We start from the raw sequence: 22,503 nt of genomic DNA, 5'->3' as shown, positions 1-22,503 counted from the left end.
AATTCATAAAACTATTAAACAGAGATATTATCTTTTATCCCGTTAATGAACAAGGGATTCAGTCTCCTCTTGTTTATTCTATTCAAAAAACAAATTCATTAGATGATTGCATAAATGATAATGAAAAAGCAGTTGCAACTTGGGTTTATAAAAATAATAAACATGCTGGAGCGACAACGCATACATTAGGAAATGCAAAGTGTTTATATCTTGCTTTACGTGTAAATGAGAATGTTTATGGCGTAGTCGGTATCAAAATGAATAATCTTGCTTTAGATTCTTTTGAACATAGTATCGTTTTATCTATTTTAGGTGATGCTGCATTGGCACTTGAAAACCAAAAAGCTATAGAAGAAAAATCTAAAGCAGATTTAATTGCTAAAAATGAACAATTACGAGCTAATCTTTTACGTTCTATATCACATGATTTAAGAACTCCATTAACATCTATATCTGGAAATGCTAATATATTATTGTCTAGTAGTGAAACAATGAATGAAACAAAGAAACGAGAACTATATTCAGATATATATAATGATTCATTATGGTTAATTAATCTTGTTGAAAATCTTTTATCTGTGACACGAATTGAAGATGGAACAATGAATCTTCATTTAACAACAGAATTAATTGATGAAGTTGTCAGTGAGGCTTTGCGTCATGTAAGTCGACAGAGTCAAGAACATTTTCTTGAAATTGTTCAAGATGATGAACTTATTCTTGTGAGGATGGATACAAGATTAATGATGCAGGTGATCATTAATCTTGTAGATAATGCGATTAAATATACACCTAAGGGATCACATATTATGATTCATATTTATCAACAACAGCAATATGTTTATATTGATGTTATAGATGATGGGAATGGAATCAATGATGAAATGAAAGAACATATTTTTGATATGTTCTATACTGGCAATATGAAAGTTGCAGATAGTCGTAGAAGTTTAGGACTTGGGTTAGCATTATGTAAATCTATTATCAAGGCTCATCATGGAACTATAAAAGTGCTTGATAATCATCCTAAAGGTGCTATATTAAGAGTAGTCTTACCAACAGAGGAGGTCGATTTACATGAATAAAAATCCTGTCATATTGGTTGTTGAAGATGATAGTGCTGTACGCAATTTGATTTCAACAACATTGCAGACACATGATTATAAATATCTACAAGCAGCAAATGGTGAAGCTGCGATATTAGAAGCATCAACTCATAATCCTGATATTATTCTATTAGATTTAGGACTCCCTGATATAGAGGGTATAGATATTATTAAAAAGGTTCGTAGTTGGTCAAATATGCCTATTATAGTGATTAGTGCTCGTAGTGAAGATAATGATAAAATAGAGGCATTAGATGCTGGTGCAGATGATTATTTGACAAAGCCTTTTTCTGTTGAAGAACTTTTAGCACGCGTACGTGTTACTTTAAGACGTTTAAACTATATAGAAAATCAGAATATGCATTCTTCTATAGTGATTAATGGTGGATTAAAAATTGATTATAGTGCTGGATGTGCTTATCTAGAAGATGTGGAATTACATTTGACACCGATTGAATATAAGTTGTTATGTTTATTAGCTAAAAATATGGGAAAGGTTCTCACGCATACCTATATTACCAATCAAATATGGGGGAGTGCATGGGAAAGTGATGTGGCTTCACTTCGTGTATTTATGGCGACATTAAGAAAGAAGATAGAAAAAAACCCTTCATCACCTCAATATATTCAAACACATGTAGGTGTAGGATATAGGATGTTGAAGGTAGAATAAAATTAACTTTTGATTTTTAATATATTTCTTTTCAAGAATATCAAGCTGTTCAATAATGGGTTTGCCATTAATATAATTCCATCTTTGAATGAAGATTGGTTCAACTATGAATAATCTTTCATTATCTAAATGTGAATAGGCTTGATAAGATGATAAGAAATATTTTTGAAAAGATTCACAAAAATCTGGATGTTCTAAAGGATGTCCAATTTCTTTACAAATGCCTTCAATTTGAATATTATCAAGACATAATGCAACATTATTATTGGCTATAATATCTTGATATTTTCTCAAAGTTTTATCTGTTTGAAAGTAGAAAAGACCATCTCTTATGAGAAAACTCATTTTTCTAGCTGATACTTTATTGTCATGAGAAGTTGCTAAAACGATTTTTGCATGATCTCCTATTTGTTGAAATATATCATTGTATTTATTGGTATAACTGTTATTCATTTTTCTTCTCCTATTTAATAATTCCACCATGAAACAAAGCATCATATATTTTTTGTGACTGATAATAAATTTCCTCATGTCCTTGAAATATCAAAAAGTCTCCTGTTACTTGTGAAACATATGTATATTCTCCTCTTGTATAAATCTCTGGACCCCTAAAGGGTCTTTTTTCATTAACCATCAACAATGCTTCTTTCAGATAATCACCACTGAAATAATCACTATAAACAGTTCCATAATAATTCATAGACCAGCATACACAATCATCATTATAAACAATTTCTTGCCCTGAAAATGATGATGCTCCAAAGAAAGAATCACAATATTTATATTGACCTTTATTATAAATATAATCATGGGAACCAATTCTTATAGAATTGATTTTATTTTGATGAGTAGCATATGTTGATTTTTTGGCTTCAACAAGAAATGTTATAAGTTGATTTGTATTGACGATTTGTGGAGTTTCGCTAAAACAATCATCATCCTTAATAAGATGATCTATAGTTATACCAAAGATATGAGATAAGTCGATAAGGTATTCTAGATTGGGGGTAATCATCCCTGTTTCCCATTTGGTTATTGTTTGTCTGGACACACATAACTTTTCAGCAAGTTCCTCTTGAGTTAACATATTCTTTTTTCGATAATAAATCAGTTTATCATGAAACATAATGATTCCTCCTTTTATATGAGTAGTATAACATACTCAATGATTATCCTCTAGCAAGCCAAGTTGACAATTTTGCTACTGAGATATGATAGCTTTTCAAATAATCAAATGAAAAACAACCTCATTTATTATTCTCACATCATTCTCACACCTTTCTTTTATTCCTCACACCACAATCACAGATGCTTATCTATAATAAAAGTATCAAAGGAGGGAGAATATGAAAACAAATGAAAATTTACAAGAATATCTTTTCTTAGAACAAGAAAGTCAGGAAATGAAAAGACTTCTTCAAGATTCTCCACAACAGTGTGAAATGAAAATCATACAACTGTTAATGCAGTATCCGGATGCACCACAGCCACAGAATTTATTGGGAATCATTGCAGAAACAAAAAACAATAAGATTTTAGCAATGAAACATTATCGTGCTGCTTGGGCATTGGCACCTGACTATCGACCAGCCCGAGCAAATATTGATCGCTTGGTGGATATGGAATATCATCGTAAATATTACTTTCATGATCAGGATGTGGAAGATATGATCGATAAAAAGAAACAAAGAGATTATTGTGTGATAAGGAGGAAATTAGGATGATGGAATTTTATAAAAAGAATATGTCTCATAGAATCGTGATTATGGGCTGTGGGAGACTAGGAGCCCATTTGGCTGATTATTTGTATGATGAAGGAAAAGAAGTGATTGTTGTTGATAAAGATGAGATATCTTTTCGTAAACTATCTTCATCGTTTGGCGGATTAACATTAGTGAGTGATGCAACAGAGTTAGAAACATTTGAAGAATTAAATATACATTCAAATACAATTCTGATTGTTGTGACTGATAATGATAATACCAATATTATGATATCTCAGATTGCAAGAGAAGTTTATCATGTGAAAACAATTATATGTCGTTTATATGATCCGCAAAGAGAATGTGTTTATGATGAATTTCAAATTGAAACCATATGTCCAACATTCCTATCTGTTCATCGTATTGAAGATATTTTAAAAGAAAAAGGGGTAGAAAAGCTATGAAAAAGAAAGTTTTATTGGTTGGTGGACTTCATAAAGCGATGTCTTTAGCTGACTCATTAATTACGAAGGGTTATGAAGTTACAGCTATTAATATGAATTATAACGATTGTTTAACACTAGCAAGTATTGATGATTTAGAAGTTATTCATGGAGATGGAACAAAACCATTTATATTAGAAGAAGCAGATACAAAAGAGAAAGATATTGTTATTGCGTTAACGCAAAGAGATGATGATAATTTGGTTATTTGTGAATTAAGTAAGAAGAAATTTGGTATTCAAAAAACAGTTGCTTTAGTCCGTGATCCTCAAAAAACATCATTCTTTTATCAAATGGGAATAGATTCAGTTGTTTGTGCTATTAATGCCATTACAGGAATTATTGAACAACAGGCATTTGTAGATGAAATGACGAAAATTATGTCAATGGAAGATGGACGTGTGAGTATTATTGAATTAAAAATGAAATCGGATATGCCAATTGTGAATAAAAAACTATGGGAGTTAAAAATACCTAGTCAAGCCATTGTTGGATATATCTTAAGAAATGATCAGGGTATTGTACCAAGAGGTGATACTAGAATTCTTAAGGATGATACTTTGATTGTCATTTGTGATACTTCTGTACAAGATCAAGTGACAAGGGAGATGACAGGACAATGAAACAAATTTTAAAAAGTAATAATTATTATGGTCAGTTTCTTATTTTAATAGGAATGTTATTGCTGGTTCCATTAGTAACGATTGTCTTCTATCCTCAAGATATTTATCAGATTTATGCCTTTCTTATTCCTGCATTCATAGCTATTCTATTAGGGTTGGGGATTTGTTATTGTTATCCCAAAAGACGTCTTCCTAATCATTGGCGATCTTCTATTCATGAAGGAAGTTTAACTGTCTTGTATGCATGGTTCATTGGGATTGTTTTAGGAGCATTACCATTTGTGATTAGTGGGCAGCTATCATTTGTACAGGCTTTATTTGAAGCGGTCAGTGGCTGGACCACAACAGGTTTATCAGTTGTTGATGTGACAAAAGTGAATCATTTGTTTCAATTTCATCGTTGTTTTATGCAGTTTTGTGGGGGATTAGGCTTTATTATGATGATTCTATTCTTTGTGCAAGAGAATCAGGCTGCTAGTTTATATGATGCAGAAGGACATCCTGATCGTTTAGAGCCTAGATTGATTGATACAGTTCGTATGATTTTTGGTATTTATTTTATATCATTGGTCATTGGCTCTGTTCTTTACTATGTCTTTGGAATGAATTGGTTTGATAGTCTTTTTCATGCTATGTGTTCTTTATCAACAGGTGGTTTTTCTACTCAGGTTGATAGTATTGGTGCTTATCGAAGTGTTGCTATTGAGTGGGTGACTATTTTCTTAATGGTCATTGGAACAACGAATTTTGCTGTTTTATTATTAATGGTCAAAAGAAAATGGAAACAGGTTATCAAGATAAGTGAGTTAAGATTGTTTAGTATTTTGGCTATAGTGTTTACATTTATCGTTGCCGTTTCGTTAAGTTATTCTCTCTATATCAATTTTAGTGAAAGTCTAAGAATTGCTATCTTTAATGTTGTGTCTGCATTATCTACGACAGGATATGCAACCATGCCTTATCAAAACTGGCCTACGCTTGCAGTTTTTGCATTAATTATCTTAATGTTAATCGGTGGTGGTTATGGTTCTACTGCTGGAGGAATGAAACTAACCCGTATTTATATAGCTTTTCAAACGTTAAGAAAAACCTTTCGTCAAAAACTTTCATCAAAACGTAGTGTGAATAAAATTTATCATTATCGCGCCCAAGGAAAAACAGAAATCAATGCAACTCTCATGCAAGATACACTTAGTTATATTTTGATTTATTTTATTATCTTTCTCATTGGAACTGGACTTATTACTTTTTTCTTAAATTGTGATTTACAGAGTGCAATGTTTGAATTTGCTTCAGCATTAGGTACAGTAGGATTATCAATTGGATTAACAGGACCAGAAACACCAGCAATTATTCTTATTATTGAAATGTGTGGTATGTTATTAGGGCGTCTTGAAATCTTTGTTGTCTTTATTGGAATAAGTGCCCTTAGTTATAAATTGAAAGTTTAATAACGATGTTATCATTTCCTCTTTATAAAGGGAAAAATGTTCTATTTAAGTATTTAATGAGACATTTATAATAAAGATAGATTGAATGTTATGATAAAAATTGAATAATGGAGTCATATAATATCGGCCGAAATGATGATATAAAAAATGGATATCATAGCATCAATAAAATAAGAAGAGGGAAAGGTAAAAAATGAAGAAATTAAAATTATTATTATGTTGTTTATTAGCGTTTGTTTTTATATCTGGGTGCCAAAATAAAGAACCAGAAACAAATCAAGTTTTTGAATACACAAGTGAGGATATAACTGTAATTTCTCAAAGAAAAACAGAGATACCAGCCACTGTTGTGACTCCTAAAACGGAAGATAAGTATCCTTATGTTGTTATGCTTCATGGATTTATAGGTGAACGTAATGGTTGTAATAATTTTGAGCCAACAGCTAAACAACTTGCTGAAAATGGGATTGCAAGTATTCGTATTGATTTCCCAGGAAATGGCGAAAGTCAGGAACCTTATACAGCTTATGATATTACAAATATGACAAATGATATAACAAGTGCTATTGAAATAATGCAATCAAAATACAATGGTGATCAAAACCATGTTGGATTAATCGGGCATAGTATGGGCGGAAGAATGGCGTCATTATATCTTAATGATAAGATAAAGGCAGCAGCCTTATGGGCACCAGCAGCCAATACTGGACTTGATGGTCTTGCTGATTTCATGGGTGGCATGAAAGAGGTTGAAAAGATGTATAATGAAGCGAAAGAAAAAGGCTCTTCTCCATTTAAATTATGGGGAGAACCATATGTGGACTGTAGTCTCAAATTCTTTGAAGAAAATAAGAATTCAGATCCATTAAAGAATATTGCTGAATATAATGGAGAACTTATGATTGCAATTGATAGTTTTGATGAGTATGTCAGCAAAGAAACAACAAACAAAGTCATCAATGCAGCTAAGAAAATAGAAGTTTTAAATGTCCCTAATAGTGACCATGTTTTTGATGCAGCAGATGGTTCAGGGTCACAAGTTCCTAGACAACTCCTTGTTGATGAAACAGTTCAATTTTTAATCAACAATTTAAAATAAAAAATAGAAGATTTAAAATAATATTATAACAATTATTTTAAATCTTCTTTTACTGTATATAGTTATTTATTATAATTCTTATTTTGTAAGTTAACCATCCAGAAGTTAATACATAAAGAATACTTCCAATACCAATTGTTCCACCTAATAGAAAACCTATTGTAAAAAAGAATATATCAAATATAAAATGTATTTGAATATAACTTAGATGTGTTTTTTCTACCAATCCATAAATAAATGCATCTGCAGTGGCCATTCCAAAAGTGAATTTTTGCATAAGGGCAAATCCAAAAGCAAAACTCAATTCTGCAAAAAGGATACCAATGAGTTTAATCATAAAAGGTTGTTTTGTTAACTCTAAGGGAGATATGAGTTGACTTGCTAATAAGATAAATAATCCAATGGTTATAGTATGGATAATAGTACTTATACCAATATGCTGTTTATTGATAAAGTATGCCATCGATAACATGATAATAATTAAAAATTGATCAATGAAAGAAATAGATAAATGCGTAGTTTTATTCATACCATCAAGAAAGACGGTTAAACTATCAGCACCTAACTGACAATCAGCATAGAGACAAGTGCCTATTTGCGACACAAAATGTCGCAAATAGGCACTGTATAAATTCTTTTTGATATTTCATGAAATGAATTATCCTAAATTTTCACCATTTGTTTCAATGACTTTTTTATACCAATAATAACTATCTTTAATACTTCTTTTTCCAGTTCCCTTATGATTATTATCATAATCTACATAAATGAAACCATAACGTTTTTCCATTTCTGACGAAGAACAGCTAACCAGATCAATAGGCCCCCAAGGATAATATCCAATCACATCAACACCATCATGAATAGCTTCTTTGATTTGAAGAATATGTTCTCTTAAGAATTCAACACGATAATCATCATGAATATGACCATCTTCATCAAGTGTTTCATAGAATCCCATACCATTTTCAGTAATCATAATTGGTAACTGATAACGATCATAGTATTCATTTAAAGCAACACGTAATCCAACAGGATCCATACCCCATCCCCATTCATTAGCATTCTTAATATGTTTGTTAGGAATTGTATCTTGAGATGATGCACTAATATTTGAAGTATAATAATATGAGAATGTTACAAAATCAACAGTATTCTTTAAATCTTCAATATCTTGTTGTGTGATTTCTATGTTCAATTGATTATCTTCATAGAAACGATACATATATGAAGGAATATATCCTCTTACTTCTACATCTGTATAATAATATTGCAGTTGCCCATATTGAATAGCAGCTAACATATCTTCTGAACTTCCTTGTTCAGGGAAAGCATTACCATAATAAGTCATTACACCTATTCTAAATTCAGGATTGATGTCTCTACCTATTTTCATGGCACGACCACAAGCCACCAACTCATTATGGATACCTTGATACTTTGCTTCTAATAAATTATCAACACGATCACTTGGAATGCCTAAATGATTAAATGATTCATAAGTAATTAAATTAATTTGATTCACTAAAATCCAATATTTAACTTTATTTTTATATCTTTCAAAAACAACCTGACAATACTTTTCAAACATATCAATTGTTTTTCTGTTATACCATCCATTATATTTTAAGGCAATATTTAATGGCATTTCATAATGAGATAAGGTAATTAATGGTTCAATACCATATTTTAATAATTCATCAAAGAGATCATCATAGAATTTTAAACCTTCTTCATTTGGTAATTCATCATCACCATTAGGAAAGATTCTTGCCCAGTTAATAGATGTTCTAAAAGATTTGATTTTCATACCCGCTAATAAAGCAATATCTTCTTTATAAGTATGATAGAAATCAATACCTAATCTTTTAGGAAAATTCCCATCTTTTTTATTTAATAAATCCTCTACTTCTTTTGTACTTAATTCTTTATTAGATCTTTTTTCTGGTGGTAAATCACCTTTAAATTCATTAATATCAGCAATACATAATCCTTTACCACCTTCATCATAAGCACCTTCTAATTGGTTAGCAGCAACTGCTCCACCCCATAGAAAATCTTTAGGAAATTCAAATTTATTGTACTTCATTTTCTAATCCTCCTTCTTCTTCTAATGTTCTTTTTTCAAATACTTTAAAAAATGGATAATATACAAGACAATAAACAATAAAGTTAATAATAACTAATACAGCACCACTCCAATGAGCAGTACATAATGGTCCTGCGATAAATGAAGGGAAGTTCCATGCAGCAGCAAGTGGATACCCCATACCTTGAACTAACCCAGATGTAAAAGCGATATAAGTAATAATTGTACAAATAATTGGGCCTAATAAGAATGGAATGATTAATATTGGATTTAAGACAATAGGAACACCGAATAGGATTGGTTCATTAATATTAAAGATACTTGGAACAATACTTAAACGTCCTAAACTCTTTAAAGATTGACTCTTTGAAAAACACATATAGAGACACAGTGCTAGTGTTCCACCACCACCACCAATCCACAAGAATGTAAAGATAAATGGTTGCACTCCAATATGAGGAATTGGAGTTCCTGCAACGACAGCCGCCATATTAGCTGTAGAATTTACCATCCAAATTGGAGTTAATACGGCTGCTAAAACAGCGGGATGAATACCAACAAACCACATTAATGCTGTTAAAGTGACATAAATTAATGGTAAGAAAATAGAGTCTGATGATGCTCCTAATAATGGTGTAATAATAGTAGAAATTAACTGATTAATATCAAAACCAAACCAATGAACAATAATTGCCATTAATGTCACTGAAATTGTAATAGGAATTAATGAATCAAAACTACTTCCTACATTCGGTGGAACAGAAGCAGGTAATTTAATTTTCCAATTTAATTTTTCACATAAATGAATAATTTCAACTGCAAAAATAGCAGAAATAATAGCTGTAAACATACCTTCTCCACCTAAGTATGCTGTACTTAGAAAAGATCCTTCTTCTAAAGCTGTAAAGCCAATTGTTGTAAAGAATGTGAGTGTTGCAGAAATACCACCTGCTAAACCATCAAATCCATAAGATTTAGCTAATTTTAAACCAATACCAAAAGATACATAAACTGATAATAGACCTAATGTTAATTGAAATGGTATCATTAATACTGATACAATTTTAGGACTATCAGCCATAAATTGCACATAAGATTGTGGCCAAGGGAATGTTGGAATTAATAAAAATATTGCCCCAATAATAGTTAATGGAATTGTCGCAATAAGCCCGTCACGAACAGCACCGAGATGTCTTTGATTAGAAATTTTGTTCATAACAGGAATGAGCGTTGTTTCTAAAATCTTTGTAAGTTTATTCATAAATACTCTCTCCTTATTTGATTTTTAGTGTTTATCATGATTAACAACTGACTTCATTATATGTATAGTGTCATGAATACGCAAAGCATTTCATTTTCCACTTTTGGAAAATGCTTTCATCTTGCACATATGCTATACTTGAAAAGTGTGATAAAATAAGGGTGAAAAGGGGAGTGTATTATGGAGCGTTATAGTAGTTTAACTTTACAGGTGCGTTTGACAGAATATCTTTTTAATATTAAGAAATTTGATACAAACTTTATTATTGCGAAAGTGATGTTAGATAAGTTATCGGAATTTCCAGATGTGTCCATTGAACAGATTGCTTATTTATCTAATACCACGCCATCAACAGTAACGAAGTTTTGCAAAAAATTAGGATATCTAGGTTTCTCTCAAATTAAAGAAGAGGCAACAATTGTTAAATTCCCAGGACTCACTAAAAATATTTTAGATAATCATATCTGTCATAATCCAAAAGATTTCTATAATTATTTTACACAGTCAACACAAGAACTCTATGAATCTTTATTTATCCTTTTTGATCATCAACAAATCAGTCGTATTGCTAAGCAGTTATCAGAGTGTCAAAAAGTCGTTGTGTATACAGGCTTGCATGGTTTTTCATCAGCAAATCTGTTTTGTGAAATGATGCGTTCTTTTGATATTGTTGTTTATGAAGTAGATAGAGATGCAGAATATTCTTTGATTGAAAAGACATATCATTTAGCAGATATGGTGTTTATTATATCTTTAACAGGGTTCTGGTTAGATCAAATCTTTGAACACTCTGATTCATCAGTTATCAGCAATAATTATGATAAATCTATATTGTTATCATATAATTTGATGAATACGGATTATTCATTTAAAGAAATTGTAGATTTCTCCCATATTAATGGGTTCTTTGAATCCAATTATATATCTAGTCATGTACTTCAATCTTTCTTTATATTATTAACGGCTTATCTGACTGAATATAGGAATGAAAGGAATAGATAATGTTATGAAAGAGCGAGTATTATTATTTGGTAAGAATTTAATCAATATTATTTTTGTATGTATATATCTGATATTTATATATTGTTTGTACACATTTTTAAAATTACAAGTTTATGGGAATAGTTATGATTTTGTTGTGGCTTTAGGATGTGTTATTCTTTTTGCATTGGGATTGCTTGTATGGATTATAGCGTGTATCATTTTCTCGATACAAAAAATAACCGTTGAATTTCATTTGTTTCCATATAAAATCGAGAAAATTTTAGGAATCTTATTGATAGTGATAAGTACATGTTTATTTGCTTATGGAATACAGGATATTTCTGCAGTCAAGAATGAATTCAAAGCCCAAGAATATGATGATACGTTTGATGTATCAAAAATCATGATGAATGAAAAGGGTATTAAAATCATTGATCAAAAAGTACAAGATATTGTTGATGGTAAAGACGTGGATTTATACCATAGCCATTTGACATGCGATAATTCTAATAGAATTCAGTCATTTTCTTTAGATTTGCTTTATCTCAATAAGTACATATATCATTTAGAGTATTATACAAGTCAAATTCATGTGAAAATATCTAATGTATCATATGGCGAAGAAAGTGACCAATATCCTTCATGGCAGACATTTGTAGAAAAATTAAGAACAATAACATTTCCACAAACAGCTTATACAGTTGAATTTGTTTCTTCAAAAAGCGATGCAGAATCATTGTATTATGAACTATCATCTTCATATATAAAAGTGACACCAGAAAAAATTGAGTCTGATCATCAAGTCATAGAACAACCACAAACTCATGATTCCGATGATACATCTTCCGCTCAAACGCTTAAACCAGATAAAAGAATTGGAAAAGAAGCAGGTGATGGATTAGTTGAAGCAGAGTATTATATTGATAAAAATATTGGATATCGTTTGCGTTGCACAGACGGGGCAACGGGAAGTTATTTCTATGTTTTAGATAAAACAACAAATGGTGGAAAAAACTGGATATATTGGAATAATAATCCATTTCATACAGAAATAGGAACGTCTCCAGAAATTGGTTTTATCAATGAATCGGTTGGTTTTATTAAGATGACACGTGCTCAAGGAGATTATTCTCATTTATATAGAACACAAGATGGTGGAAAGTCTTTCAAAGAGGTGAAGGTAACTGACAATGATGATTATGATTATTTCACCATTCCTTACATACAGGATAATAAAGTCTATTTAAAAATCTATAAACATATGAATGCTATTGAAGATAGATATATTATGTATATATCTACTAATCAAGGTAAAACATGGATGAAAAGATAGATTTTAAATAAAAAAGAGGTACAACTCTTTATAAATTAAGGAGTGAGACCTCTTTTCACTTATGCAAGTGTAAAACACAAGGGAATATATTGTTTCTATTGACCATAATTGAATAATATTCATTTTTGGTCAATAGAATTTTTACTTGCATGGTATTTTATTTGCTTAATTGGTTACAAACATAATTCATTTTTAATTTGAAGAAAGTGAATCATTAATGAGCCAATCTGCAATATCAATAACTTTGATACCTTCAATAGAATATTGTTCTTGATGAGTTCTAGCAATTATCATTTTAGGATATCCATCTTTTATATTTAATAATGGATCTAGTTCTCTTTTCATTGTACTTTCATTATCTAAAAATGTTGAAACTTGAATATATATTTGTTCATTTCTTTTGATAGCTACAAAATCAATTTCTTTTTTATAAAGTTTACCAATATATATTTCGTATCCTCTTCTTTTTAATTCCATATAGACTATGTTTTCTAGTATTCTTCCTAAGTCTTGATTTTTAGTACCTAAAATAGCATATTTAATTGCATGATCCACTAAATAAAATTTTTGTTCAGTAGACAAATATTTTTTTCCTTTCAAATCAAATCTTTTCACTTCATAAAAGACAAAAGCATTGCACAAATAATTAATATAATTTATTACTGTGTTATGACTTGCTTTGTTTTTATGACTACTTAGATAATGAACTATGTTTCTTGCAGAAGATAAATTAGAAATATTATCTATAAGAAAATGAGTTAAGTTTTCAAATAAACCTTTATTTCTAATTTTGTATTTAGTAACTATATCTCTCGTTACAATTATGTCGTAAACATCTCTTTGTAAGTAATTATATTTTTGGTCTAAATCTTGATACAGATAAGAACCAGCAAACCCACCAATTTTTAAGTAATCATTAAAAGCTTGGTCATAATCTGTTCTATTGAAATACAATAGAAATTCTTTAAAAGAGAATGGATATACTTCAATAATAAATGTTCTACCAGTGAAAAGTGTAGCTAAATCACTACTCAGTAAAAAGGCATTTGATCCTGTAACATAGATATCATATATTTCTTTTGTATGAATACTATTAATCGCTTTTTCAAATTGATGACATAATTGAACCTCATCTATAAATAAGTAATTATTTTTTGTGGCATCATAATGTTTTAAAATGTATTCATGTAATGCATGATATTCTAATAAAAATTCATTTTCAGTTTCTTGCATGTTTATATAGATAATATTAGCGTTATTATCGTTTTTATCTATCCAGTCCATGTATGAAACTAAAAGTTTTGATTTTCCGCATCTTCGCACCCCAGTAATAACTTTAATATCTGGTGTACCTTGAATACTTTTTAATTGATTTAAATAAAATGTTCTTTCAATTAATTTCATACTTTAACCACCTTTTCTATTTATAGTGTATCATTATTATTGACCAAAATCAAAAAATATTCATTTTTGGTCAATAGAATTTTTTCTTAAAAATTATCCAATAACTATACTCCAATAACATAACGTCTATATTCTTTGTTTTGTAAATCAAGCAAAGCGTATATCATATGTGTATCAAAAAGTTCTGTTTGTCCTGGTTGAATACAAGTGGTGTTTAAAATTTGATTAATCCGTTTGCCTTTTTCTGTATCAGGACATTCATGTATATGTCCGTGTAAAGAAAGTAATGACTGTTGTTGTTTAAGGAATTCATAGATATCTATTGAACCAATATCTAAATCTTGATAAAACAATTGTCCTAATCTTAATCCAGCAGGAGGCATGTGCATGATATAGATTGTTTTGTGGGGATTATGTGGTTTTGGTAAATTATTTAAAAGATCACACATATGTGGCAAATAATTTTGTGAATAGGATAACCAATTATAAATCTCATCATAACCATATTTATGAGAAGTTCCAGCAACAAGACTGAATTGCTGTTGAGGGATATAGTGGTCTTCAGTGACAACTCTATCTTTACAGCCAAAAGGATGATCTAAAATAAAGTTCATTCCAATAAACTCATATTCATGAATAAAATCTTTTTATTGGCTATGTTATAAACATTATCAAACTGAGAACAGAGTTCTTCAAATAGATCATCAAATGCTAATAAATCATCATTTCCTAACATTGCAAGATAAGTAATATGGTGTTTTTGTAATTGGATAAAATAATCTTTTAAGAAGTTATTCATAAAAAGAGGCTGCTCCTTATGTCTATTACATTGCTTTGGAAGCATATCCCCACCATTAATAATAACTTTTATATCTTCCTTAATAGAAACTTCTAAAATTTTATTGTATTTATTTTTATCGCCATGTAAATCTGTAACATATAAAACTTTCATTATGGATACACTCCTTTATTCTCTTTAATTATATCACAAAGGTGATTTGCTATTAACAAACTATTGTATCAATAAAAATATTTTTAGAGGATTAAAATTGTGATTTGGATAAATAACATAAAATAATTTTGCCTTTTTCAAAAAATATAAGAAAAAGTGTTGACAAAAAATGGCTATCACTGTATGATAAACGCAAGTTAAAAATCAAATCGTTGATCGGGAAGAGTAATTTATTGAACGCTTCAAGCGAGGTAACAGAGAGTGGAAGGTTACCAAGTGGAAATGAATGAACCGCCCCCGTGAGAGTCCATTGGAACATAAGTATAATGGAACGTCACCTGCGTTAAAGGCAAGAGTGGTTAGATATTCTAACAACGAGAGTGGTACCGCGTATATATACGTCTCTGGATTTTTCCGGAGACGTTTTTGTTTTAGAAGGGGTGATTGAGATGCGGCGATTAGGGAGATTATATTCATAAAAGATAAACGATAAAAATAAATAAGAAAGAGGAGAAAATATTATGGAAAAGAAACAATATAAAAAAGTCGTATTAGCTTATTCAGGGGGATTAGATACATCAATTATTATTTCATGGTTAAAAGAAAACTACGGTTGTGAAGTTATTGCAGTCGCAGGAGATGTTGGTCAGGCAGATGAACTTGAAGAATTAGAAGCCAAAGCCTTAGCAACTGGAGCATCTAAATATTATTGTGCAGATTGTAAAGAAGAATTTGTGAATGATTTTATCTTTCCAGCAGTTAAAGCAAATGCTATGTATGAAGGAAAATACTTACTTGGAACGTCACTTGCAAGACCAATTATTGCAAAGAAATTAGTAGATATCGCAAAAGCAGAAGGTGCAGATGCCATTTGTCATGGATGTACTGGTAAAGGAAATGACCAAGTCAGATTTGAATTAACAATCAAAGCTTTTGCTCCAGAATTGGATATCATTGCCCCATGGAGAACTTGGGAATTAAAGAGTAGAGAAGATGAAATTGAATATGCAGAAGCAAGAAATATTCCATTAAAAATCAACAGAGAAACAAACTATTCAAAAGATAAAAACTTATGGCATTTATCTCATGAAGGATTAGACTTAGAAGATCCACAAAACGAACCAATGTATGATAAGATTTTAGAAATGGGTGTGACACCAGAACAAGCACCTGATACACCAACATATATTACACTAACATTTGAAAAAGGTGAACCAGTTGCATTAAATGGAGAGAAAATGAATGGTGTTGATCTTATCTTAAAGTTAAATGATCTTGGTGGAGCTAATGGAATTGGAATTATTGACATGGTAGAAAATAGATTAGTAGGTATGAAATCAAGAGGTGTTTATGAAACACCAGGTGGAACAATTCTTTATAAAGCACATGCTGATTTAGAAGAAATCACTTTAGATAAAGAAACACAACATTTTAAACAACAAGTGTCATTGAAATTAGCTGATATATTATATAATGGTCAATGGTATACACCACTAACAAAAGCTTTATTAGCATTTATTGATGAAACACAAAAAACAGTTAATGGGGAAATTAAATTGAAATTATATAAAGGAAATATTACAAATGCAGGTATGAGTTCTCCAGATACTTTATATAGTGAACAAACAGCTTCATTTGGAGAAGATGAAGATTATAATCAAATGGATTCACAAGGATTCATTAACTTATATGGTTTACCAATTAAAGTGAAAGCTTTATTAGATCAAAAAAGAAATAAATAGGGGTGTGAAGAATATGGCGTTATGGGCAGGAAGATTTAAAAAAGAAATCAATGAAAATGTGAATGCATTTAATTCATCTCTTTCATTTGATGCAAGGATGTATAAACATGATATTATGGGGAGTCAGGCACATGCCAAAATGCTTGCAAAACAAGAAATCATTGATGAACAAAGTTTAAATGAAATCTTAACAGGGTTAAATGAAATATTACATGATTTAGAAACTGGAGAATTGTTATTTGATCCTAATGCTGAAGATATTCATATGTTTATTGAAAGTGAACTGACAAAGAAATATCCAGTCAGTGGTAAAAAACTACACACTGCCAGATCAAGAAATGATCAAGTTGCACTTGATTTAAGATTATATACACGTGATGAAATGAAAGATATTAAAGATATGCTGATTGATTTGATCAATGTTATTATTGAACAATCATCAAAGCATCTAGAAACAATTATGTGTGGATATACACATTTACAACGTGCTCAGCCCATAACATTTGCTCACCACTTAATGGCATATGCACAAATGTTCTATCGTGATATTACAAGATTAGATGACTGTTACGAAAGAATGAATGTTTCACCACTTGGTTCAGGGGCTTTGGCTACAACGACCTATCCAATTGATAGAATTTATGTAGCTGAGCAATTAAGAATGAGTGATGTCACTGATAACTCATTAGATGGTGTCAGTGATCGTGATTATGCAATCGAATTTGCGAATGCTTTGGCACTCATTATGATGCATTTATCAAGATTCAGTGAAGAAATGATTTTGTGGTGTTCTTGGGAGTTTAAATATGTGGAGTTAGATGATGCTTATGCAACTGGTTCAAGCATTATGCCACAAAAGAAAAATCCAGATATTGCTGAACTTGTCAGAGGTAAAAGTGCTAGAGTCATCAGTGATGTTGCCACACTACTCACAATGATGAAAGGTTTACCACTTGCCTATAATAAGGATATGCAAGAGGACAAGGAAGCATTATTTGATGCCATTGATACAGTCAAACTTTGTTTACCGGTCTTTACAGATATGCTAAAAACAATGAAAGTGAATACTGAAAGAATGAGAGAATTTGCAGCCAAAGGATTTATCAATGCAACTGATTGTGCAGATTATCTTGTTAAACATGGGAAAGCCTTTAGAGATGCATATAAAACAACTGGAGAATTAGTCGCATATTGCATTGATCATGACTTGGTTTTAGAAACATTACCATTAGAAATTTATAAAAAGTATGATAATACTTTTGAAGATTCTATTTATGAAGCTATCTCATTAGACACATGTGTCCATAATCGTCAAGTTGACGGTGGACCATCACCAGTTGCAGTCAAAAAAGCAATCATAAAAATGCAAGAGAAGGTGAAAGCATTATGATAAAAGTAGGAATTATTGGTGCCAGTGGATATGCTGGTGCGGAACTATTAAGATTATTATTAAATCATGATGAAGTGGAAATTGTAGCTCTTGGAGCAAGAAGTTATGTTGGACAGCCTATTTCAGATATTTATCCATCATTTTATGGAATCTGTGATATGGTATGTGTCACTGATGAAGATGTTCTTGAAAAATCAGAAATGATCTTTGCTTCATTACCTCATGGTTTAAGTGAAAAATATGCAAAGTATTGTGATGAACATAATAAAAAATTCATTGATCTTGGAGCTGACTTTAGACTAGATGAAGAAAAGGATTATCAGGAATGGTATAACTTAGATTATCATGAAAAAATACTTCATCAAAAACAAGTTTATGGCTTAAGTGAAGTCAATCGTGAAAAAATAAAGGAAGCGACACTGATTGGAAATCCAGGATGTTATCCAACATCAATTACTTTAGGATTATATCCTTTATTAAAAAAACAGATGAATAAAAACAATGATTTTGTAATAGATTCAAAATCAGGAACAACAGGGGCAGGAAAGACATTAAGTGAAGATACACATTTTCCAAAATGTAATGAATCATTTCATCCTTACAAATTAGGAACCCATCGTCATACACCTGAAATTGAACAGGAATTATCAAAAATGGCAAATCAGAATATCCATGTGACATTTATTCCTCATTTATTGCCTGTTAATCGTGGTATTGTTTCAACAATCGTTGTATCTTTAAAAGAAGATGTCACTTTTGATGATGTCGTGAAAGCATATCATGATTCTTATGATCAGGAATATTTTGTAAGAGTCTTAGATAATGGAAAAGTTGCTGATTTGAAGTTCGTGAAATATTCTAATTTCTGTGATATTTCTTTACATTATGAAAAAAGATATCATCAGGTCATTGTTGTTTCAACAATTGATAATATGGTTAAAGGTGCTGCAGGGCAGGCTATTCAAAATATGAATATTATGTATGGAATTGAAGAAACAAAAGGTTTAAAGATGGTTCCACCATCTTTCTAGGGGGAAAGAATATGAAAGAGATACAAGGAGGTGTATGTGCACCTTTGGGATTTAAGGCAGCAGGGATACACTGTGGGATAAGAAAAAATAAATCAAAAAAAGATCTTGCGTTGATTGTTAGTGATGTCATGTGTCATGCAGCCAGCACATATACTTTAAATAAAGTTAAAGGAGCACCGATTGCTGTTACAAAACAACATTTATTAAATGGAGAAGCCAAAGCGATTATTTGTAATAGTGGTAATGCCAATACATGTAATCCTGATGGAGAAGAGATTGCAAATAAAGTCTGTGCTTTATGTGCAAAAGAACTTAATATCAATGAAAATGATATTATTGTTGCATCTACTGGCGTGATTGGACAACCGTTAGATATTACACCATTTGAAAATCATATGACAGAGTTGGTTCAAGTTCTTCAAGACAACGGAAGTTCAGATGCCTGTGAAGGAATTATGACAACTGATACAGTAAAAAAAGAATATGCAGTTGAATTTGAATTAGATGGTAAGACTTGTCATATTGGTGCAATTGCGAAGGGTAGTGGTATGATTCATCCGAACATGGCAACAATGTTAGCTTTTGTGACAACTGATGTAAATATTTCCAAGGAAATATTAAATGAAGTTGTCCATGAAGTTGTTGATGATACATTTAATATGGTCAGTGTTGATGGTGATACATCTACTAATGATATGTTGAGTGTGATGGCTAATGGGTTGGCAGGCAATCATCAGATTATTGAAAAAGATGGAAATTATGAAATCTTTAAAGAAGCATTGATGTCTATTTGTACAAGTTTATCAAAAGGTATTGCAAAAGATGGTGAAGGGGCGACAAAGCTACTTACATGTCATGTTGAAAATGCCTGTACAGTTAAAGATGCTAAAATTGTTGCAAAATCAGTTATCACAAGTTCACTATTCAAGGCGGCCATGTTTGGTAAAGATGCCAATTGGGGACGCATCTTATGTGCTATTGGGTATTGTGATGCAAATTATGATGTTGATAAAATAGAAGTCTCACTTGCAAGTCACACTGGGCAGATTCTTGTTTGTCAAAATGGTAGGGGATATCTATTTGATGAAAATGAAGCGCTAAAAATATTAAGTGAAGATGAAATAGACATTTTAATTAATCTTCATGACGGATCAAGTTCTGCGACAGCATGGGGCTGTGATTTAACATATGATTATGTCAAGATTAATGGCGATTATAGAACTTAGAGGGATTATATATGGATAAAAATTCAATAGTGAAGGCAGAGATTTTATCACAGGCTTTGCCTTATATTCAAAAATATAATAATAAAATCGTTGTCATTAAGTATGGTGGGAATGCCATGATTAATGAAGAATTAAAGATGAATGTTATTAAAGATGTTGTTTTATTATCAGAAATTGGTGTGAAAGTGATTCTTGTTCATGGAGGTGGACCTGAAATCAATGGAACATTAAAGAAGATGAACAAGGAAACAAAGTTTATTAATGGTTTAAGATATACTGATGATGAAACAATAGATGTTGTTCAAATGGTATTAGCAGGAAAGACAAATAAAGATTTGGTAAAGTTAATCATGCAGCGAGGTGGAAATGCTGTAGGGATTAGTGGAATTGATAATCAATTGATCGTTGCGAAAAAACATGAATGTGATGATGATTTAGGATATGTTGGAGATGTTGATCAAATCAATCCACATATTATCTTTGATTTACTTGATAAAGGTTATATACCAGTTATTGCAAGTGTGGGAACTGATGAAGAAGGTCATACCTATAACATTAATGCTGATACTGCAGCAGCTGAAATTGCTGGAGCATTAGGTGCAGAAAACATGATTTTGGTTAGTGATATACCTGGTTTATTAGCAGATAAAGATGATGAATCAACACTCATTCCACTTGTTCATGTTTATGAAGTGAAGAGTCTTATTGATAAAGGTATTATTGGTGGTGGGATGATTCCGAAAGTCGATTGCTGTGTTCGTGCTATTCGCCAAAAAGTAAAAAAAGCAGTCATTATTGATGGAAGAATTCCACACTCTATTTTAATAGAAATGCTTTCTAAAGAAGGTATTGGAACAATGTTTCAAAGATAAGGAGGTATTATGACTAATTTAAAGAATAGAAGTTTTTTAACTTTAAAAGATTATTCCCAAGAAGAAATTAGATATTTATTAGATTTAGCTCATAAGTTAAAGAAAGCAAAAAAGGCAGGAAGAATTGGTAAAACATTAGAGGGAAAAAACATTGTTCTATTGTTTGAGAAAACATCTACAAGAACAAGATGTGCTTTTGAAGTAGCTGCTTTAGATGAAGGTGGGCATGTCACTTTCTTAAGCAATTCACAGATGGGTAAAAAGGAATCTATTGAAGATACTGCTAAAGTTCTTGGAAGAATGTATGATGGAATTGAATTTAGAGGATTTAAACAAGAAACTGTAGAAGATTTAATGAAATATTCAGGAGTACCTGTATGGAATGGCTTAACTGATGTTGATCATCCAACTCAAACATTAGCTGACTTTATGACTATTGAAGAACATCTTAATAAACCATTAAATGAAGTGAAGTTTGTTTTTACAGGAGATATTAGAAATAATGTGTGCTATGGATTAATGTATGGAGCAGCAAAAATGGGTATGCATTTTGTATGCTTAGGTCCTGAAGATTTAGAGATTGATCCAGAAGTATTAGCATATTGCCAAAGTGAAGCAGAAAAATCAGGTGGAAAACTTGAGGTATTAGATGATGTTGATGTAGCTGTCAAAGATGCTGATGTCATTTATACAGATATCTGGGTAAGTATGGGTGAAGATGAAAGTTTATATAAACCAAGAGTAGAAATGTTATCACCATATAAAGTGACTGCTGAAATGATGAAGAAAACTGGTAAAGAATCAACATTATTTATGCATTGTTTACCATCATATCATGACTTTGAAACAGAAGTTGCTCAATCAAAGAATGAACAAGGTATTGATATTAGAGAAGTTGAAGATGAAGTCTTTAGATCAAAACAATCTGTTGTCTTTGATGAAGCAGAAAATAGAATGCATACGATTAAAGCCGTAATGGTTGCGACTATAGGAAACAATATAGATTTATAAACAGGAGATGCTCCTGTTTTTTCTATTTAACTATATTCAATTGAATAATA

At 30.9% G+C, this 22,503-nt stretch carries 23 protein-coding genes and 1 other annotated feature; of the genes, 15 read left to right on the top strand and 8 right to left on the bottom strand.

All coding sequences use genetic code 11. The annotated features are described in order from the left end of the window. Nucleotides 1-257 precede the first annotated feature (257 nt). Together BN350_RS21450 and BN350_RS15080 are read left to right on the top strand one after the other, a co-directional pair. Nucleotides 258-1,085, top strand: coding sequence for a sensor histidine kinase (locus tag BN350_RS21450; RefSeq protein ID WP_231385300.1), 828 nt, complete (start codon nucleotides 258-260; stop codon nucleotides 1,083-1,085). Next, the gene (locus BN350_RS15080) at nucleotides 1,078-1,779 is read left to right on the top strand and encodes a response regulator (RefSeq protein ID WP_028044345.1); all 702 of its coding nucleotides are present in this window, start codon (nucleotides 1,078-1,080) and stop codon (nucleotides 1,777-1,779) included. The genes BN350_RS21450 and BN350_RS15080 overlap by 8 nt, the downstream gene beginning before the upstream one ends. Here BN350_RS15080 and BN350_RS19440 read toward each other — a convergent pair. Together BN350_RS19440 and BN350_RS15070 are read right to left on the bottom strand one after the other, a co-directional pair. Then, complete coding sequence (locus BN350_RS19440) at nucleotides 1,720-2,232, bottom strand: pyridoxamine 5'-phosphate oxidase family protein (protein ID WP_081652937.1); 513 nt, start codon at nucleotides 2,230-2,232, stop codon at nucleotides 1,720-1,722. The two genes, BN350_RS15080 and BN350_RS19440, sit on opposite strands and share 60 nt — an antisense overlap. Nucleotides 2,233-2,242: 10 nt before the next feature. Beyond that, nucleotides 2,243-2,905, bottom strand: coding sequence for a DUF5680 domain-containing protein (locus tag BN350_RS15070; RefSeq protein ID WP_028044344.1), 663 nt, complete (start codon nucleotides 2,903-2,905; stop codon nucleotides 2,243-2,245). A gap of 220 nt (nucleotides 2,906-3,125) precedes the next feature. Between BN350_RS15070 and BN350_RS15065 the strand changes: the two genes are divergently transcribed. From BN350_RS15065 to BN350_RS15045, 5 genes are all read left to right on the top strand, one after another. Beyond that, complete coding sequence (locus BN350_RS15065; protein ID WP_028044343.1) at nucleotides 3,126-3,503, top strand: hypothetical protein; 378 nt, start codon at nucleotides 3,126-3,128, stop codon at nucleotides 3,501-3,503. Then, nucleotides 3,500-3,946: a potassium channel family protein gene (locus BN350_RS15060; protein WP_049945586.1), complete on the top strand. Its 447-nt coding sequence runs from the start codon at nucleotides 3,500-3,502 to the stop codon at nucleotides 3,944-3,946. The genes BN350_RS15065 and BN350_RS15060 overlap by 4 nt, the downstream gene beginning before the upstream one ends. Beyond that, the gene (locus BN350_RS15055) at nucleotides 3,943-4,608 is read left to right on the top strand and encodes a potassium channel family protein (protein ID WP_028044341.1); all 666 of its coding nucleotides are present in this window, start codon (nucleotides 3,943-3,945) and stop codon (nucleotides 4,606-4,608) included. Before BN350_RS15060 ends, BN350_RS15055 begins: the two co-directional genes overlap by 4 nt. Further along, entirely contained in the window at nucleotides 4,605-6,059 is a 1,455-nt protein-coding gene (locus BN350_RS15050; protein ID WP_028044340.1) for a TrkH family potassium uptake protein, read from the top strand. Before BN350_RS15055 ends, BN350_RS15050 begins: the two co-directional genes overlap by 4 nt. Nucleotides 6,060-6,252: 193 nt before the next feature. Continuing rightward, nucleotides 6,253-7,158 carry an alpha/beta hydrolase family protein gene (locus BN350_RS15045; protein WP_028044339.1) on the top strand — a complete coding sequence of 302 codons (906 nt, stop codon included), beginning with the start codon at nucleotides 6,253-6,255 and terminating at the stop codon, nucleotides 7,156-7,158. A gap of 49 nt (nucleotides 7,159-7,207) precedes the next feature. On the opposite strand, the gene BN350_RS19435 is transcribed toward BN350_RS15045, so the two are convergent. The 3 genes from BN350_RS19435 to BN350_RS15030 are packed head-to-tail and all read right to left on the bottom strand — an operon-like array spanning nucleotide 7,208 to nucleotide 10,508. Further along, a complete protein-coding gene (locus BN350_RS19435) occupies nucleotides 7,208-7,762 on the bottom strand; it encodes a DUF6198 family protein (protein WP_478209956.1) in 555 nt (184 codons plus the stop codon). 54 nt (nucleotides 7,763-7,816) lie between these two features. Further along, nucleotides 7,817-9,247 carry a glycoside hydrolase family 1 protein gene (locus BN350_RS15035; protein ID WP_028044338.1) on the bottom strand — a complete coding sequence of 477 codons (1,431 nt, stop codon included), beginning with the start codon at nucleotides 9,245-9,247 and terminating at the stop codon, nucleotides 7,817-7,819. Continuing rightward, nucleotides 9,234-10,508: a PTS sugar transporter subunit IIC gene (locus BN350_RS15030; RefSeq protein WP_028044337.1), complete on the bottom strand. Its 1,275-nt coding sequence runs from the start codon at nucleotides 10,506-10,508 to the stop codon at nucleotides 9,234-9,236. The genes BN350_RS15035 and BN350_RS15030 overlap by 14 nt, the downstream gene beginning before the upstream one ends. Before the next feature lie 180 nt (nucleotides 10,509-10,688). Here BN350_RS15030 and BN350_RS15025 point away from each other — a divergent pair, with 180 nt between their 5' ends. Both BN350_RS15025 and BN350_RS15020 read left to right on the top strand, forming a co-directional pair. Next, nucleotides 10,689-11,510 carry a MurR/RpiR family transcriptional regulator gene (locus BN350_RS15025; RefSeq protein WP_049945585.1) on the top strand — a complete coding sequence of 274 codons (822 nt, stop codon included), beginning with the start codon at nucleotides 10,689-10,691 and terminating at the stop codon, nucleotides 11,508-11,510. Further along, complete coding sequence (locus tag BN350_RS15020) at nucleotides 11,494-12,825, top strand: hypothetical protein (RefSeq protein ID WP_028044335.1); 1,332 nt, start codon at nucleotides 11,494-11,496, stop codon at nucleotides 12,823-12,825. Before BN350_RS15025 ends, BN350_RS15020 begins: the two co-directional genes overlap by 17 nt. A gap of 192 nt (nucleotides 12,826-13,017) precedes the next feature. On the opposite strand, the gene BN350_RS15015 is transcribed toward BN350_RS15020, so the two are convergent. From BN350_RS15015 to BN350_RS21035, 3 genes are all read right to left on the bottom strand, one after another. Further along, entirely contained in the window at nucleotides 13,018-14,229 is a 1,212-nt protein-coding gene (locus BN350_RS15015; protein ID WP_028044334.1) for an ATP-binding protein, read from the bottom strand. Between the two features lie 104 nt (nucleotides 14,230-14,333). Next, nucleotides 14,334-14,843 (bottom strand): metallophosphoesterase family protein, encoded by a 510-nt coding sequence (locus BN350_RS21040; RefSeq protein ID WP_196802974.1) that lies wholly within the window; start codon nucleotides 14,841-14,843, stop codon nucleotides 14,334-14,336. After that, nucleotides 14,840-15,181, bottom strand: coding sequence for a metallophosphoesterase (locus BN350_RS21035; RefSeq protein WP_196802973.1), 342 nt, complete (start codon nucleotides 15,179-15,181; stop codon nucleotides 14,840-14,842). Before BN350_RS21035 ends, BN350_RS21040 begins: the two co-directional genes overlap by 4 nt. A gap of 203 nt (nucleotides 15,182-15,384) precedes the next feature. Next, nucleotides 15,385-15,590, top strand: a binding site (T-box leader). Between the two features lie 112 nt (nucleotides 15,591-15,702). Between BN350_RS21035 and BN350_RS15005 the strand changes: the two genes are divergently transcribed. Genes BN350_RS15005 through argF form a run of 6 tightly spaced genes read left to right on the top strand, consistent with a single transcriptional unit; the run spans nucleotide 15,703 to nucleotide 22,453 of the window. After that, nucleotides 15,703-16,923 (top strand): argininosuccinate synthase, encoded by a 1,221-nt coding sequence (locus tag BN350_RS15005; RefSeq protein WP_028044333.1) that lies wholly within the window; start codon nucleotides 15,703-15,705, stop codon nucleotides 16,921-16,923. 13 nt (nucleotides 16,924-16,936) lie between these two features. Further along, a complete protein-coding gene (gene argH, locus BN350_RS15000) occupies nucleotides 16,937-18,313 on the top strand; it encodes an argininosuccinate lyase (RefSeq protein ID WP_028044332.1) in 1,377 nt (458 codons plus the stop codon). Next, nucleotides 18,310-19,344, top strand: coding sequence for an N-acetyl-gamma-glutamyl-phosphate reductase (gene argC, locus BN350_RS14995; RefSeq protein ID WP_028044331.1), 1,035 nt, complete (start codon nucleotides 18,310-18,312; stop codon nucleotides 19,342-19,344). The genes argH and argC overlap by 4 nt, the downstream gene beginning before the upstream one ends. 11 nt (nucleotides 19,345-19,355) lie before the next feature. Continuing rightward, a complete protein-coding gene (gene argJ, locus BN350_RS14990; RefSeq protein ID WP_028044330.1) occupies nucleotides 19,356-20,570 on the top strand; it encodes a bifunctional glutamate N-acetyltransferase/amino-acid acetyltransferase ArgJ in 1,215 nt (404 codons plus the stop codon). Nucleotides 20,571-20,581: 11 nt separating this feature from the next. After that, a complete protein-coding gene (gene argB / locus BN350_RS14985) occupies nucleotides 20,582-21,442 on the top strand; it encodes an acetylglutamate kinase (protein WP_028044329.1) in 861 nt (286 codons plus the stop codon). Nucleotides 21,443-21,451: 9 nt separating this feature from the next. After that, a complete protein-coding gene (argF, locus tag BN350_RS14980; protein ID WP_028044328.1) occupies nucleotides 21,452-22,453 on the top strand; it encodes an ornithine carbamoyltransferase in 1,002 nt (333 codons plus the stop codon). Nucleotides 22,454-22,503 lie beyond the last annotated feature (50 nt).

Source organism: Candidatus Stoquefichus massiliensis AP9 (genome assembly GCF_000455285.1).
GTDB classification, from domain to species: Bacteria; Bacillota_I; Bacilli_A; order Erysipelotrichales; family Coprobacillaceae; genus Stoquefichus; species Stoquefichus massiliensis.
Note: the sequence above shows the minus strand (reverse complement) of the source record. Positions and strands in the feature narration are given on the sequence as shown.